Below are 15,521 nucleotides of genomic sequence, written 5' to 3' on the forward strand. Positions count from 1 at the left end.
GCCGCCACCATGCCCCACCCCCCTGCGCCCGAACTGCAGCGCGAGTTCCGTGCCATGGGCTCGCCCTGCCGCGTGCGCGTGGCCGGTGCCGCCGCCACCCGGCCCGCCACCGCCGCCGCGGTGCAGGCCGCGGTGGACGAGGTGCTGCGCCTGGAGCGCGCCTGGTCGCGCTACCGGCCCGAGAGCATCGTCTCGCGCCTGAACGCCACCGCTGGCGGGCCCGAGCCCCTGCCACTGGACGCCGAGACCGCCGCCGTGCTGGGCTTTGCCGACCAGCTCTGGCACGGCAGTGGCGGGCTGTTTGACGTCACCGCCGGCGTGCTCAACCGGGCGTGGGACTTCCGCGCCACCCGCCTGCCCACGCCCGAGGCCATCACCGCGCTGCTGCCCCTGGTGGGCTGGGGCCAGGTGGAATGGGCCTGCCACGGCGGCCAGGCCCTGCGCTTGCCACGCGCTGGCATGGCGCTGGACCTGGGCGGACTGGGCAAGGAATACGCCGCCGACCGGGCCGCCACCCTGCTGATGGACGCCGGCTGCGACAGCGGCTACGTGAACCTTGGAGGCGACCTGCGCCTGTTGGGCCCCATGCCCGACGGCCGTCCCTGGCACCTGGGCATCGTCCACCCCCGCCAGCCCGGCGCGGTGGCCGCTGCCGTGGACCTGGCCCACGGCGGTCTGGCCACCAGCGGCGACTACGAGCGCTTCCTGGAGGTCGACGGCCGGCGCTACTGCCACATCCTCAACCCCCTCACCGGCTGGCCGACGGCGCACTGGCAATCGGTCAGTGTCATCGCCCCGGCCTGCCTGGCCGCCGGGGCGCTGAGCACCGTGGCCATGCTGCTGGGACCGCACGCCCCCGACTTCCTGGCCGGCCAGGGCGTGAGCGCCCTGCTCATCGACCCAACCGGCCAGCTGCTGCGGGTGGCCCCTGCGCCGGCCACGCCCCCGCCCCCCTGAAGCCGGCCGGTCACCGCCAGCCGATACGATCCCCCCATCCGGGCCCCGCCCGGGAACTTGAAGCCCCGCCACGGCTCTGCCTGCAGTGGAGCGGGCCGCGCCCCACCCCGCCGCGGCCGGCCTTTTCCGGAGTGAACCGTTCATGATTGCTGCCCTGTGCCGACGGCTGATGCCCTGGCTCCTGCCCTGGCTGGCCCTGACCCTCTGGCTGGCCGCCGGCCCCGCCCGCGCCGGCAACGACGACTTCCTGCCCGAGCACCAAGCCTTCCGCCTGAGCGCCGACGCCCCTGAGCCGGGCGTGCTGCGCCTGAGCTGGACCCCGGCCAAAGGCTATTACCTTTACCGCGCCCGCATGTCGGCGGCCGGTGAGGGCCCGGGCGGCGCGCTGCCGGCCGACGCCCTGCGCCTGCCCGCCGGCCACCGCAAGTTCGACCCCAACTTCAACGAAGAAGTGGAGATCTTCACCGCCCCGGTGCAGGGCACCGTGGCCCTGGCCGCGGGCGATGGCCGGTGGCGGGTGCAGGTGAACCACCAAGGCTGCGCCGACGCCGGCCTGTGCTACCCGCCCACCGTGCGCCAGGTGGACGTGACCGTGGCCGGCGGCGCCATCACCCAGGTGGTGGTGCAAGCGGCCGAAGACGAGGCGGGCGCCAGCGGCAGTGGCAGTGGCAGCAGCGCCGCCACGGGCGTGCGCGGTCTGCTGGCCGGTGCCACCGGGGGGGACCGGGGCGCGCCCGACACCGCGACGGCCCCGCAGGCCACCGCCGGCACCGACGAGGTGGCCCGCGTGCTCCAGGCCGGTCACCTGCTGCCGGTGATGGGTGTGTTTTGGCTGGCCGGGCTGCTGCTGTCCTTCACGCCCTGCGTGCTGCCCATGGTGCCCATCCTGTCGTCCATCATCGTGGGGCAGGGGGCCGTCTCCCGGGGGCGGGGTTTTGCCCTGGCGCTGGCCTACACGCTGGGCATGGCCGCGGTCTACACCGCCTTCGGCATGCTGGCCGGCTGGATGGGCGAAGGCCTGGCCGGCTACCTGCAGAACCCGTGGGTGCTGGGCGCCTTTGCGCTGCTGCTGGCCGGCCTGGCGCTGTCCATGTTCGGCCTCTACGAGCTGCAGCTGCCCGCGGCCTTCCAGGGCCGGCTGTCTGAGGTGTCCAACCGCCTGCCGGGGGGGCAATTTGCCGGCGTCTTCGCCATGGGCGGGCTCTCGGCCCTCATCGTCGGGCCCTGCGTGGCCGCACCGCTGGCCGGCGCCCTGGTCTACATCGGCCAGACCCGTGACCTGGTGCTGGGCGGGGCCGCCCTGTTCGCCATGGCCCTGGGCATGGGCGTACCCCTGCTGCTGGTGGGCCTGTCGGCCGGCAGCCTGCTGCCGCACACCGGCGGCTGGATGACCCGGGTGAAGTACGCCTTTGGCGTGCTGCTGCTGGCCGTGGCCTGGTGGCTGCTCAGCCCCGTGCTGCCCGGCCCGGCGGCCCTGGTGGGTTGGGGCCTGCTGGCCCTGGGCAGCGGCCTGGCCCTGTGGCGCACCCATGTGCACGGCGGCGCGGCCGCGCCCTTCTGGCACACGCTGACCCAGACGGCGGCGGTGGCCCTGGCGCTGCTGGGCGGGGCCCAGGTGCTGGGCGGGCTCTCGGGCGGACGGGAGCTGCTGCAGCCGCTGTCGCACCTGGCACGGCCGGCAGGCGCGGCCCCGGGCGGCGTGGCCGCGGTGCATCCCGCCTTCCGTCGGGTGGCCAGCCGGGCCGAGCTGGACGCCGCGCTGGCCGCCAGCACCCAGCCGGTGATGCTGGACTTCTATGCCGACTGGTGCGTGTCCTGCATCGAGATGGAGAAGTTCACCTTCTCCGAGCCGGCGGTGGCCGCGCGCCTGCAGCGCTTCACGCTGCTGCAGGTGGACGTGACCGCCAACAGCCCCGAGGACCGCGCGCTGCTCAAACGCTTTGGCCTGTTCGGCCCGCCGGGCATCCTGTTCTTCGCCCCAGGCGGGGCGGAGCGGCAGGACTTGCGGGTGATCGGCTTCCAGAAGGCGCCCGTGTTTGGGGCCGTGCTGGACCAGGCCCTGGCACGCTGAGGCACGCACCCAGGCCGGGCACCGCTCAGGGGTAGAGCCCGCGCTCCTCGCGCGCCATCAGGATGCGCTCGCAAGCCACCGCAAAGGTGGCGGTGCGCAGCGTGACGCCGTGCTGGTCGGCCGTGTCCCAGATGCGACGCAGGGCCCCCTGCATGATCTTGTCCAGGCGCAGGTTGATCTCGTCCTCGGTCCAGAAGAACGAGCTGAAGTCCTGCACCCACTCGAAGTAGGACACGGTCACGCCGCCGGCGTTGCAGATCACGTCGGGCACCACCAGGATGCCGCGCTCGGCCAGGATGTCGTCGGCCGCGGGCAGGGTGGGGCCGTTGGCGCCTTCCAACACCAGGCGGGCCTTGAGGCGGTTGGCGCGGTCGGCGGTGATCTGACCTTCCAGGGCGGCGGGGATCATGATCTCGCAGTCCACATCCCAGAACTCCTCAGCCGTCAGGGGCTCGCCGCCGGGGAAGCCACCCACCCCGCCGTGCTGGCGCACCCAGGGCACCAGCTCGGAGAGGTCAAAACCGCGGGTGTTGATCAGGCAGCCGGAGTGGTCCTGCACCGCCACGATCTTGGCGCCGGCCTGGCCGAACAGCTCGGCCGCGGCCGAGCCCACATTGCCAAAGCCCTGCACCGCCACGCGGGCGCCCTGCAGGTCCAGGCCGAGTTTGCGCGCGGCCTCGCGGCCGGTGACGAACACGCCGCGGCCAGTGGCCTTGACGCGGCCCAGCGAGCCGCCCAGGTGAATGGGCTTGCCGGTGACCACGCCGGTGGCCGTAGCGCCGGTGTTCATCGAGTACGTGTCCATCATCCACGCCATGATCTGGGCGTTGGTGTTCACGTCCGGCGCCGGGATGTCCTGCTGCGGGCCGATGATCAGGCCAATCTCGCTGGTGTAGCGGCGGGTGAGCTTCTCCAGCTCCTTCTGGCTGAGCTGCTTGGGATCGACGCGGATGCCACCCTTGGCGCCCCCATAGGGCAGGTTGACCGCGGCGTTCTTGATGCTCATCCAGGCCGACAGGGCCATCACCTCTTCCAGGGTGACGTCGGGGTGGTAGCGCACGCCGCCCTTGCCCGGGCCACGGCTGAGGTTGTGCTGCACGCGGTAGCCCTCGTAGTGGGCCACGGTGCCGTTGTCCAGTTCGATGGGCACGTCCACGATCAGCGCGCGCTTGGGGCGCTTGAGGGTGTCGGCCCAGCGGGCCAGGTGGCCCAGGTAGGGCAGCACCCGGTCGACCTGCGAGAGGTAGGTCTGCCAGGGGCTGTCAGGGGTCGGATTCACGAACGAGAGCGGATTGGACATTTGCTTGTCTCCTTGTGGTGGCTACCGGCCGGAGCGCCTTGTGGGCGCCGGACCCGGGACGGCGCGGCCGGTGGGCCCGCCGTCTCCGTGGGGCCGCACTCTAGGCGGCTTGATGCCGAATAAGTCGCCAAGCACCATGCCATTTGTGCATCATCTCCACCGGTGAACGGCATCATGCAGAAACGGCAAGCCCTCCTACACTGCCCGGCATGAACACCCCTGTCCCCGTCTCCCCCTGCGCCGTGATCGCCTTCATCGGTGGCGGCAACATGGCCAGCGCCATCCTGGGCGGCCTGCTGGCCACCGGCACCCCCGCGGCCTCCCTCCTGGTGGTCGAACCCTTTGCGGAGCAGGCCCAGCGCCTGCGCGAACGCTTTGCCGGCCTCACCGTGCTGGAGGCCGCCGGCCCCGCGCTGGCCAGCGCCCAGGTGGTGGTGTGGGCGGTCAAGCCGCAGCTGTTCACCGAGGCCGCCGCCCCCTGCGCCGCGCACATCGGCGGCGCGCTGCAGCTGTCGGTGATGGCGGGCATCCGCAGCGACGCCCTGGTGCGCGCCACCGGCAGCGCCCGCGTGGTGCGCACCATGCCCAACACCCCGGCGCTGGTGGGCCAGGGCATGACCGGCCTGTTCGCCACGCCGGCGGTCAGCCCGGCCGACCGCGGGCAGGTCCAGGCCCTGCTGGCCGCCACGGGCGAGTTGCTGTGGGTGGAGCACGAGGCGCAACTGGACGCGGTGACGGCCCTGTCAGGTTCGGGCCCGGCCTACGTCTTCTACTTCATCGAGGCCATGATGCAGGCCGGCGCCGAGCTGGGCCTGAGCCCGGAGCAGTCGCGCCGCCTGGCGGTGGGCACCTTCCGCGGCGGCGCCGCGCTGTGCGGCCAGTCCGAGGAACCGCCCGAGGTGCTGCGCCAGCGCGTCACCTCCAAGGGCGGCACCACCTACGCCGCCCTCACGGCCATGGAGGCGGCGGGCATGAAGCCGGCCTTTGTGCAGGCCCTGCACGCCGCCGCCCGCCGCGCCCAGGAACTGGGCGACGAGTTCGGCCGTTGACCCTCACTGGCGGGGCACGGGGGCCGGGCGGAACGCCCGGCCTGCCACTCAGGCCGCCGCGGCGTCCACCAGGGCGGTAAGGGCGGCACGCACCTCGTCGGCCGCCACGCCCTCGCCCAGGCCCACCCTGGCGGTGGTGAGGGCGCTGTCCAGCGCCGCAGCGCCTTCGGTCTTCAGGCGCTTGACCCACTCGCCGGCTTCGCGGCCGCCGGCAAAGGCGCCGCTTTGCAGCAGCACCCGGCCGTCGTGGGCGCTGAGCTTGAAGTAGAACTGGCCGTCGGCCTCGCGGTACTGCTTGAACACCGCCAGCGCCACCTTGGCCTTGGCGGCCGGCGCGGCGGCGGCCTGCAGCGGCTGGAAGCGGCGCAGGCCCACGGCGTGGCGCAGCGTGTCCAGCAGCGGACGGGCCACGGCCCGGGCCTTGTCGGCACCGGCCTGCAGGATGGCCTCGATCTTCTCGGGCTCGGCCATCAGGGCGTCGTAGCGGGCGCGCATGGGGCCGATCTGGCCGTTGATCTGATCAAACAGGCGGGCCTTGGCCTCGCCCCAGCCCAGGCCGGCGCGCAGCTCGGCACGGAAGGCGGCGCGCGCCTCGGCCGTGGCAAAGGCATCGAAGATCTGGATCAGGGCGGTGCCCTCGGGCTCCTTGGGCTCGCCGGGCAGCTTGCTGTCGGTGACGATGCGGGCGATGGCTTCGCGCAGCGCCTTCTCGCCGCCCTCGAACAGCGGGATGACGTTGTCGTAGCTCTTGCTCATCTTGCGGCCGTCCAGGCCGGGCAGCAGCTCCATCTCGGCATCGATCTGGGCCTCAGGCAAGACGAAGAACTCCTGGCCGGCCCCGAACAGGTGGTTGAAACGCTGGGCCACGTCGCGCGCCATCTCGATGTGCTGCACCTGGTCCTTGCCCACCGGCACGCGGTGGGCGTTGAACATCAGGATGTCGGCGGCCATCAGGATGGGGTAGCAGTACAGGCCCATGGTGACGCCGGCGTCGGCGTCCTCGCCGGCGGCCACGTTGGCGTCCACGCTGGCCTTGTAGGCGTGGGCGCGGTTCATCTGGCCCTTGGCCGTCACACAGGTCAGCAGCCAGTTGAGCTCGGGGATCTCGGGGATGTCGCTCTGGCGGTAGAAGGTGGCGCGGTCGGTGTCCAGGCCGGCGGCGATCCAGGTGGCGGCGATCTGCAGGCGGCTGGCCTCGATGCGGGCCGGGTCGTCGCACTTGATCAGCGCGTGGTAGTCGGCCATGAAGAAGAAGCTGTCGACCTCGGCGCGGCGGCTGGCCTCGATGCAGGGCCGCACGGCGCCCACATAGTTGCCCAGGTGCAGGGTGCCGGTGGTGGTGATGCCGGTGAGGACGCGGGTGCGGGCGGACATGGCAGGCTCTGGCGTGGGATGGTGCGAAGAAGGGCCCTGATTGTGGCGTGTGCAGCCGGCCGGCCCCGGCCCCGGCGCGCCCCCGCACGGCCGGTCCTGTGGACAAGGCTGTGGATGACGGGGGCGGAAACGGCGCCTCAGCGCCTCAGGCCGGGCAGGTCCAGGTCAAGCTGCCGCACGGAGAGCACCAGGGCGTCGGGATCGAGCTGGCGCAGGCTGTCGCCGGCGGCCTGCAGGTCGCCCACCACCACGGTGCGCAGGCGGGCAGGGGTCCAGTCCCGCGCGGCCAGGGCTTGCACCTGTTCGGGGGTGACGGCCAGCAGCTCCGGGCCGATGCGGGCCAGCTCGTCCAGCGGCCGCTGACGGGCCACCAGATCGGCCAGGCGGCCGGCCAGGCCGGCGGTGGTCTCCACCTGCCGGCTCAGGCCGCCCAGCAGGGTGGCCTGGCGGGCGGCCAGCTCCTCGGCGCTGGGGGGCTGATCGGCCAGGCTGGTGAGCACCTGCCGGGACAGGCGCACCACCTCGGCGGCGTTGGCCGGGGCGGTCTGGCTGACAGCGCTCAGGCGGCCGCCGGGGGCCTGCAGTTCCAGGGCGGTGCGGGCGTCGTAGCTCAGGCCGCGGCGGATGCGGATGGCCTCGTTGAGCCGCGAGCGGTAGCCGGTGCCGAGCACGGCCGAGGCCAGCTGGGCCACGCGCCGCTCGGGCGACTCCGCCCCCACGGCCGGGGCGCTGACCACCACCGCACACTGGCCCGCCCCCGGCAGGTCAACCAGCACGGTGGCCGGCGCCTGAGGCCGGGCCGGGCCGGGGGCCGGGGACACGGGGGCGGGGGATGTCGGCCGGCGCCAGCCGCCCAGGTGACGGTGGGCCAGCGCCAGCGCCTCCTCCAACTGGATGTCGCCGGTGAGCAGCAGGCAGCTGCCATCGGGGCGGTCCTGGGCGGCATGGGCCTGGCGCAGGTCGTCCAGCCGCAGGCGTGACAGGCTGGCGGCGGTGAAGGCGCTGCCCAGCACGCTGTCGCCCCAGAAGGCGCGGCTGCCCACCCAGCCCGCCAGGGTGCCGGGGTCGGAGAGGGCAAAGCGCAGGCCGTCGGCTTCGCTGTCGCGCTGGCGTGACCATTCGGCCGCGGCCAGCGTGGGCTGGCGCACGACGGCGCCCAGCAGCTGCAGGGCGGTGTCCAGCTGCGGCCGGGTGATGGTCAGGCTGGTGTGGGTGGTCTCCAACCCAGCCCCGGCGGCCAGGCTGCCGCCCAGGCCCTCGGCCACGCGGGCCAGGCCGGTGGCGTCCAGCGCCCGGCCCTGCCAGCGGGCGCCACGGGTGCGCAGCTGGGCCATCTGGGCGGTGCGGCCGGCCAGCCGGAGCGGGTCGGCCAGGCCGCCAGGGCGCTGCATCAGCGACAGGGTGACCAGGGGCAGACCGGGCAGCGGGGCCACCACCACCTGCAGGCCGTTGTCCAGCCAGGCCTGCCGCGGCTCAGGCAGGCGCAGCAGACGGGGCGTACCAGGCAGGGGCGGCTCGTCCACGCCGGGCTCGGCCCGGGACAGGGGGGGCAGGCCCAGGCCGGCGGCGGCGGCCAGGGCGCGGGCCAGCCATTGCCGGCGGTCGTGGTGGGCGTGGCGGCGTGCGGCGCAGGGGACGGGGCGGTTCACCGGGGGGCTCCAGCGGCGGTGGAAGTGGGGGCGGAGGGGCGTGCGGCCGAGGCGGCCGCGTCCTGCTGGTACAGCACGGTGTGGGTGGGCCGGTCCAGGCACCAGCGGCGCAGGGCACGCTGCACATCGGCCGCCTGCACCGCGGCGATCTCGGCCAGCTCGCGGTTGACGCGGGCGGGATCGCCGTGGGTGATCATGGCGGTGCCCAGGCTCTCAGCCCGGCTCCAGGGGGCCTGCCAGCCGGCCAGCACGCCGGTGAAAAGCTGGTTCCGGACGCGGTCCAGCTCCTCGGCGGCGATGGGGCCGCGGGCCAGGCGCTCGACCTCGGCACGCAGCGGGGCCACCAGGGCCCGGGCCGGCCGGGGCCCGGCGGCAATGGCAAAGGCCGCCAGGTAGCCGCCGTCCTGCAGGAGCTGGGCATAGAAGCCGGTCTGCTGCGCCAGGCGCTGGCGGTGGACCAGGCTGGCGTCGAGCCGCGAGGCATCGCCCTGGGCCAGCAGGGCCTGGGCCACGGTGAGGGCGGCGGCGTCCGGGTCGCGGGCATCGGGGCCCTGCCAGAGCACCGCAGCCGCGGGCAGCGGCACGTTGGGCGCGGTGAGGATGGTCTGGCGCGAGGCGCTCCAGCGCGGCTCGGCCACCTGCACCCGGGGGATGTCGCCGGCCGGCCGGGTCAGCGGGCCGAAGTAGCGGGCGATGGCGGCGCGGGCGGCCCCGGCCTCAAAGTCGCCGGCCACGATGAGCACCGCGTTGTCGGGCCGGTAGTAGGCGGCATGGAAGGCGCGCACGTCAGCCAGGGTGGCGGCCTCCAGGTCGGCCACGCTGCCGATGACCGGGCGGCGATAGGGGTGACGCTGGAAGACCAGGGCCGGCAGGGCGTTGAAGAGCCGGCCGTAGGGGGCGGCGAGCACGCGCTCGTTGAACTCCTCGATGACCACCTTGCGCTCGCTCTGGAAGTGCGGATCGCTCACGTCCAGGTGGCCCATGCGCTCGGCCTCGGCCCAGAGCAGTCGCTCCAGGTGGTGGCTGGGCACCAGGTTCTGGTAGGCGGTGACGTCCTCGGCGGTGAAGGCGTTGTTCATGCCGCCCACGTCCTCGGTCAGGCGGTCAAACTGCTCAGGCTGCAGATGGCGCGAGCCTTTGAACATGAGGTGCTCGAAGAGGTGGGCAAAACCGGAGCGGCCCTCGGGGTCGTCCTTGCCGCCCACGCGGTACCAGACCTGCACGCTGACCATGCCGCCGGCGCCCCCGGGCTGCAGCAGCACCTGCAGGCCGTTGTCCAGGGCGAAAGCCTGGTAGTCCAGCCGCGGCAGGCTCAGCGCCGGCCCCCCGCGCACACCGCCAGGTCCCGCCGCCCCAGCCACCGCCGGCACACCGGCCGCCAGCGCCAGGCCCGCGCCACACGCCAGCCAGCGCCGGCGATCCTTGTCCACCTCTGCCACCACGGAACGCTCTCCTTGCCCCCTTGCACACGACGGGGCCATCGGCGCGGGAGCATAGCCGCAGGCAGCGCCGGCGGCCGGGCGCGGGGGCTCAGGCGGCGCTGGCGTCCGGCGCCGCACCGGGCGCCGGGGCGGCAGCGCTGCGGGCGCTGCCAGCCACCATGTCGAAGCGGAACATGCGGCACTCGATGGCGCCATTCCACATGGGCACGCGGCGGCTTTCCTTCAGGCGCATGAGGCTGGGGGTCTTGGCCTCGGGGGTAAGCACCCAGGCGGTCCAACCGGCGTAGCCCTTCTTCCAGTGGGCGGCCAGGCGGGCATAGAAGTCGGCGGCGTCGGCCGCGCCCTCGAAGCGCTCGCCCTGCACCTCACCACGGCGGCCGCCCAGGCCTTGACCCTGGCCGGAACCCTTGGGCGCGATGCGCTCGCCGTAGGGCGGGTTCATCATCAGGGTGCCGCGCTCTGCCGGGGCCGGGCGCTGCAGGGCGTCGGCGGTCTTGAACTGGATGGCGTTGAGCACGCCGGCACGTTCGGCGTTGCGGCTGGCGAAGTCGGTCATGCGGAAGGAGACATCGCCCCCCCACACCGGCACCCGCGGGGGATGCACCGCCGCCTGGGCAGCGGCCTTGAGCTGGCGCCAGTCGGCCTGCAAGCCGGCAAAGGGCAGCAGGCGCTCGAAAGCGAAGCGCCGGTGCAGGCCCGGGGCCATGCCGCAAGCCATCTGCGCGGCCTCAATGACGATGGTGCCGGCGCCGCAGCAGGGGTCGAGCAGGCCGCCGTCCTCTTCCCGGCCCTGCCAGCCGGCGGCCGCCAGCATGGCCGCAGCCAGGGTCTCCTTGAGCGGGGCTTCACCCTTGACCTCGCGCCAGCCGCGCTTGAACAGCGCCTCGCCGGAGAGGTCCACCGACAGGGCGGCCCACTCCGGCCCGACGTGCAGCACCAGGGCCAGGTCAGGGTGGTGGGTGTCCACGTCGGGGCGGGCGCCGGCGGCATGGCGCATCTGGTCGCACACCGCGTCCTTGACCCGCAGGCCGGCAAACTGCAGGCTCTGCAGCGGGCTGCGGTGGGCCGACACGTCCACCCGCAGGGTGTGGCGCGGACTGATCCACTCGGTCCAGTCCACCTGCAGGGCCAGGTCGTAGAGGTCGCGCTCGTCGCGGTAGGGTCCGGCGGCCACCTCCCAGAGCACCCGCTGGGCGATGCGGCTGCCCAGGTTCAGGGCCATGGCGTCCTGGCGGGTGCCCTCCACATAGACGCCGCCGCGGCCGGTCTCGGCGCGGGTGCCGGCGGGCAGCAGGCGCTGGCACTCGGCCAGCAGGAATGGTTCCACGCCGGCGGCACAGGGCAGGAACAGGGTGCCGCGCTCGGGCCCGCTGTAGGGACGGACCGGCTGGGCGAGGCCTTCCGGGCCGGAACGGTCAGCGCGGGGGATGCGGCGGGGGCCGCCGGACGCGGGAGCGCCGGGCGGCCGGGAGGGGGGCAGGGAGTTCATAGCGCCTTGCGCAGGTTGGCGGGCGCGATCTTGAGCGCTTCGCGGTACTTGGCCACCGTGCGACGGGCCACCTGGATGCCCTGCTCTTCGAGCATGTCGGCAATCTGGCTGTCGGACAGCGGCTTCTTGGTGTCCTCCGCGGCCACGAACTGCTTGATGAGCGCGCGCACCGCGGTGGAGCTGGCGTTGCCGCCGGCGTCGGTGTTGAGGCTGGAGCCGAAGAAGTACTTGAGCTCGAAAGTGCCAAACGGCGTGGCCATGTACTTGGCGGTGGTCACGCGGGAGATGGTGGATTCGTGCAGGCCCAGCTCGTCGGCGATCTCGCGCAGCACCAGCGGCTTCATGGCGATCTCACCGTGGGTGAAGAAGGCCTTCTGGCGCTCGACGATGGCCTGGGACACGCGCTGGATGGTCTCGAAGCGCTGCTGGATGTTGCGGATGAACCAGCGCGCCTCCTGCAGCCGGGCCGAGAGGTTGCCGCCGCCGCGCTGGCCGCGGATGGCCTGGGCGTAGAGGTCGCTGACCTTGAGCTTGGGCATCACGTCAGGGTTGAGCGTGACCTTCCAGTTGCGGCCGCTCTTGACCACGATGACGTCGGGCACGATGACCAGGCTTTCAGCGGGCACAAAGGGCCGGCCGGGCTTGGGCTCGCAGCCCACGATCAGGCCCTGCGCGGCCTTGACGGTGGCCTCGTCGCAGCCGGTGGCGGCCGAGAGCTTCTTGAGGTCGCGCCGGGCCAGCAGCTCCAGGTGGGCCTGGGCGATGGCGATGGCGCACTCCCGCGCCGCGCCGGGGGCACGCTGGCGCAGCTGCAGGGTCAGGCACTCGGAGAGGTTGGCCGCGCCCACGCCGGTGGGCTCCATGCTTTGCAGCCAGCGCAGGCCGCAGCGCAGCTGGTCCTGCAGCTCGTCCAGGGCTTCCTCACCTTCGATGCCCAACACCTCGGCCACCCGGGCCACGATCTCTTCCAGCGCGCCGTCCAGGTAGCCGTCCTCATCCAGCGACTCGATGAGCACATGCACCGCGGCGGCGTCCTGGGGCGACAGGCGCATGCCCATGAGCTGGGCGCGCAGGTGCTCCTGCAGGGTGGGCCCATGGGCCGACCGCTCCTGGGGCTCGAAGTCCTCGTCGCCGCCGGCGCCGCTGGCGGCCGAGGGCGTCTCGCGGATGCCGTCGAAGTCGTCGCGCTCGGTGCCGTTCTCCCAGTCGTCGCGCTCGGTGGTGCCAAAGTCCTGGCCGTCCAGGCCCGCGGGCTCGTCGCCACCGGACTCGGTGCTGCCGGATTCCGCGGTGGCGGAGGTGGCGGTGGTGCCCGCCTCCTCGCGGCTGCTGGCGGTGGCGCTGGCGCTGTAGTCGAAGCCCCCCAGGTCGTCGTCGGCCTCCAGGAAGGGGTTCTGCTCCAGCATCTGCTCCACCTCCTGGTGCAGCTCCAGCGTGGAGAGCTGCAGCAGCCGGATGGACTGCTGCAGCTGGGGGGTGAGCGCCAGATGCTGGGAGAGGCGGACCTGCAGGGTGGGTTTCATCCGAAGCGACCTCTGGTACTGCTTTACATGCGGAAGTGCTCGCCGAGGTACACGCGGCGCACGTCCGGGTTCTCGATGATCTGGGCGGGCGTGCCCTCGGCCAGGACGCTGCCCTGGCTGATGATGTAGGCCCGGTCGCAGATGCCCAGGGTCTCGCGCACGTTGTGGTCGGTGATGAGCACGCCGATGCCGCGGGCCTTGAGGAAGCTGATGGTGCGCTGGATCTCGATGACGGCGATCGGGTCCACACCGGCAAAGGGCTCGTCCAGCAGGATGAAGCGCGGCTGGGTGGCCAGGGCGCGGGCGATCTCGCAGCGCCGGCGCTCGCCGCCGGACAGCGCCGGGGCCGGCGATTCGCGCAGCTTGGTCAGGCTCAGGTCAAAGAGCAGGCCGTCCAGGCGCTGATCGATCTCGGCCTTGGGCAGGGGCCGGCCGTCGGGGCCCTTCTGCAGCTCCAGCACGGCGCGGATGTTCTCCTCGACGGTGAGCTTGCGGAAGATGGAGGCCTCCTGCGGCAGGTAGGACAAGCCCAGCCGGGACCGGCGGTGGATGGGCTGGCGCTCCACGGGCACGCCGTCGATGAGGATCTGCCCGGCGTCACAACGCACCAGGCCCACGACCATGTAGAAGGTGGTGGTCTTGCCCGCGCCGTTGGGGCCCAGCAGCCCCACCACCTCGCCAGCCCCCACCGCCAGATGGACTTCCTTGACCACCTGGCGCTTGCCGTAGGCCTTCTGCAGGCCGCTGGCCTCCAGGCGGCTGGTCGGCAGGGCCGGGGCCACCGCGGGCACGGCAGCGTCGGCGCTCACTTGCCGGCTCCCGCAGGGGCGGAAGCCGCCTCCTGGCGCGGGGTGAAGACCAGGCGGGCGCGACCGGACTCGGGACGGGCTGCGCTGCGCTCCCCACCTTCGAAGACCAGCGTGTCGGTCTTCTGGTCGTACACGATGACGGCGGCGCTGGCCTCGTCGCTGACCACGCCATTGCGCAGGATGCGCAGCTGGGCAGTGCCGGAGAAGCGGGTGCGCTCGGCCTGACCGTCGATCTCGATGCGCTCGGCCTGGGCTTCCAGCACCTCGTCGGGCCGGTCGCGCTTCTGGCGGTAGCGCGCGGGCTCGCCGGCCTGGCCGGTGGCCAGGGCGGTGTAGCGGCCGGCGGCCACCTCGCGCACCTCAACCCGGTCGGCCTGGACCTTGAGCGTGCCCTGGGTGATGAGCACATGGCCCGAGACCACGGTGATCTTGCGGGCCAGGTCCACAGTGGCGGCCTGCTGACCGTCGCTCTCCACCACCATGGGCTGGAGCCGGTCGGCGCGTTCGGCCTGCGCGGCGCAGGCCAGCAGCAGCAGGGGCGCGGACAGAAGGAGGGAGCGGTGTGGCGTCATGGCAAGGGCACGGAACTTGCTTGCCATTCTAGACCCTGGGCCGGGCCGTAGGGAGAACTTCGACCGTGGCCCGGGAAGACCCGGGCGGCGCGTCCCGCGCCGTCCGCGGCGGCTCAGACGCCGGCCTTGCGGACCTGCTGGATGAGCCAGTCGGTCACAGCAAAGGCCCGTTCGTGGCTGCCGGTGAGCGCGGCCGAGGTGTAGAAGCGGCCATGCACGCCCAGCGCGGGCACGCCGTCGATGCGGAAGGCCGCCGTCATCTGCTTGGCCTGCCGGGCTTTGCCCGACACGCTGAAGGACTTGAGTGTCTCACTGAAGCGGGCGGCGTCCAAGCCCACGCTGCCGGCAAACTCCACCAGCGCGGCCTCGCTGTTGAGGTTGCGGCGCTGCACATGGATGGCGGCGAAGACCTTGCGGTGCACCGCCTCGAGCTGGCCCAGGGCTTCCAGCGTGTAAAACAGCCGCTGGTGCAGCTCATGCACCGGGGTGAAACCCACCGGCATGCGGCGGAAGGAGACGTCGGCCGGCAGCTTGCGCACCCAGGCCTCCAGGGAGGGCTCCATGGCGTTGCAGTGCGGGCAGCCGTACCAGAAGAACTCGACCACCTCGACCTTGCCGGAGGCAGCCATGGGCACCGGCTGGCTCAGGCGCACGAAGTCTTTGCCCTCGGCGGGTGCGCCCTGGGCCAGGGCGGGAAGGGCAGGCAGCAGGCCGGCGGCAGCCAGGCCCAGGGTGAGGTCACGACGGGGAATCATGGTCCAGGGGAACTCCGGTTTCAGGGGAACAGCCTGACCGCAACGTGCGGAGGCGGCCTGCGGTGGACAAGGGAGGCGCAAAGGGCGCGGGGCCAGGTGCCTGTCAGGGCTTGGGCCGGTCGCTGGAGAGGATGGCGTCGAAGCCGGCCGACTTCAGCCGGTCCTGGGCCTGCTGGGCGTCCTCGCGGCTGCCGTAGGGGCCCAGGCGCACGCGGTAGACGCTGCGGCCGTTCTGCTCGCGCTCGACCACCTTGGAGGAAAAGCCCTGCATGGCCAGGCGGGCACGCTGCTGCTCGGCGTCGGCGCCGCTGGAGTAGGCCCCGGCCTGGACATAGAAGCCGGCCGCCACGGGCTCGGTCGGCTTGGGCGCGGGCTTGGTGGCCTCGGTGATGACCGGGCCGCCCTCCAGGATGGCCAGGGGATCCCGACCGGAGGCACGTGCCGGGGACGAGGCCACCGGCGCCGGGCTGGCCGCCGGGGCGCGGCTGGCGGCGCGGGCCGGGGCCGAGGCGGGCAGCGGCGGTGCGGAGG

Annotated in this window: 13 protein-coding genes; 3 read left to right on the plus strand and 10 right to left on the minus strand. The window is 73.1% G+C overall.

The window, feature by feature from the left end:
* The first annotated feature begins 9 nt into the window (after positions 1 to 9).
* Positions 10 to 957 carry an FAD:protein FMN transferase gene (locus tag G3A44_RS20060; RefSeq protein WP_163459536.1) on the plus strand — a complete coding sequence of 316 codons (948 nt, stop codon included), beginning with the start codon at positions 10 to 12 and terminating at the stop codon, positions 955 to 957.
* Positions 958 to 1,099: 142 nt separating this feature from the next.
* On the plus strand, positions 1,100 to 3,028 hold the full coding sequence (dsbD, locus tag G3A44_RS20065) for a protein-disulfide reductase DsbD (protein WP_163459537.1): 1,929 nt from the start codon (positions 1,100 to 1,102) through the stop codon (positions 3,026 to 3,028).
* A gap of 25 nt (positions 3,029 to 3,053) precedes the next feature.
* Here the strand turns inward: dsbD and G3A44_RS20070 are convergent, their stop codons facing one another.
* Positions 3,054 to 4,328 (minus strand): Glu/Leu/Phe/Val family dehydrogenase, encoded by a 1,275-nt coding sequence (locus G3A44_RS20070; RefSeq protein ID WP_163459538.1) that lies wholly within the window; start codon positions 4,326 to 4,328, stop codon positions 3,054 to 3,056.
* Positions 4,329 to 4,537: 209 nt separating this feature from the next.
* Here G3A44_RS20070 and proC point away from each other — a divergent pair, with 209 nt between their 5' ends.
* Positions 4,538 to 5,377 (plus strand): pyrroline-5-carboxylate reductase, encoded by an 840-nt coding sequence (gene proC / locus G3A44_RS20075; RefSeq protein ID WP_163459539.1) that lies wholly within the window; start codon positions 4,538 to 4,540, stop codon positions 5,375 to 5,377.
* Positions 5,378 to 5,425: 48 nt separating this feature from the next.
* Here proC and G3A44_RS20080 read toward each other — a convergent pair whose 3' ends face one another.
* From G3A44_RS20080 to G3A44_RS20120, 9 genes are all read right to left on the minus strand, one after another.
* A complete protein-coding gene (locus tag G3A44_RS20080; RefSeq protein WP_163459540.1) occupies positions 5,426 to 6,751 on the minus strand; it encodes a tryptophan--tRNA ligase in 1,326 nt (441 codons plus the stop codon).
* Between the two features lie 137 nt (positions 6,752 to 6,888).
* Entirely contained in the window at positions 6,889 to 8,400 is a 1,512-nt protein-coding gene (locus G3A44_RS20085) for a M16 family metallopeptidase (protein WP_163459541.1), read from the minus strand.
* The gene (locus G3A44_RS20090; RefSeq protein WP_163459542.1) at positions 8,397 to 9,842 is read right to left on the minus strand and encodes a M16 family metallopeptidase; all 1,446 of its coding nucleotides are present in this window, start codon (positions 9,840 to 9,842) and stop codon (positions 8,397 to 8,399) included. Before G3A44_RS20090 ends, G3A44_RS20085 begins: the two co-directional genes overlap by 4 nt.
* 88 nt (positions 9,843 to 9,930) lie before the next feature.
* Positions 9,931 to 11,193, minus strand: coding sequence for a THUMP domain-containing class I SAM-dependent RNA methyltransferase (locus tag G3A44_RS20095; protein WP_239061997.1), 1,263 nt, complete (start codon positions 11,191 to 11,193; stop codon positions 9,931 to 9,933).
* 134 nt (positions 11,194 to 11,327) lie between these two features.
* Positions 11,328 to 12,854, minus strand: coding sequence for an RNA polymerase factor sigma-54 (locus G3A44_RS20100; RefSeq protein WP_163459544.1), 1,527 nt, complete (start codon positions 12,852 to 12,854; stop codon positions 11,328 to 11,330).
* Between the two features lie 23 nt (positions 12,855 to 12,877).
* The gene (gene lptB, locus G3A44_RS20105) at positions 12,878 to 13,663 is read right to left on the minus strand and encodes an LPS export ABC transporter ATP-binding protein (protein ID WP_310734423.1); all 786 of its coding nucleotides are present in this window, start codon (positions 13,661 to 13,663) and stop codon (positions 12,878 to 12,880) included.
* Positions 13,660 to 14,235: a lipopolysaccharide transport periplasmic protein LptA gene (gene lptA, locus G3A44_RS20110; protein WP_163459545.1), complete on the minus strand. Its 576-nt coding sequence runs from the start codon at positions 14,233 to 14,235 to the stop codon at positions 13,660 to 13,662. Before lptA ends, lptB begins: the two co-directional genes overlap by 4 nt.
* Before the next feature lie 113 nt (positions 14,236 to 14,348).
* A complete protein-coding gene (locus tag G3A44_RS20115) occupies positions 14,349 to 14,990 on the minus strand; it encodes a thiol:disulfide interchange protein DsbA/DsbL (protein ID WP_203561497.1) in 642 nt (213 codons plus the stop codon).
* 103 nt (positions 14,991 to 15,093) lie between these two features.
* A partial coding sequence (locus G3A44_RS20120) for an SPOR domain-containing protein (RefSeq protein WP_203561498.1) occupies positions 15,094 to 15,521 on the minus strand: 428 nt, incomplete at its 5' end.

The sequence above is a fragment of the Ideonella livida genome (genome assembly GCF_010499455.1).
GTDB classification, from domain to species: Bacteria; Pseudomonadota; Gammaproteobacteria; order Burkholderiales; family Burkholderiaceae_C; genus Ideonella; species Ideonella livida.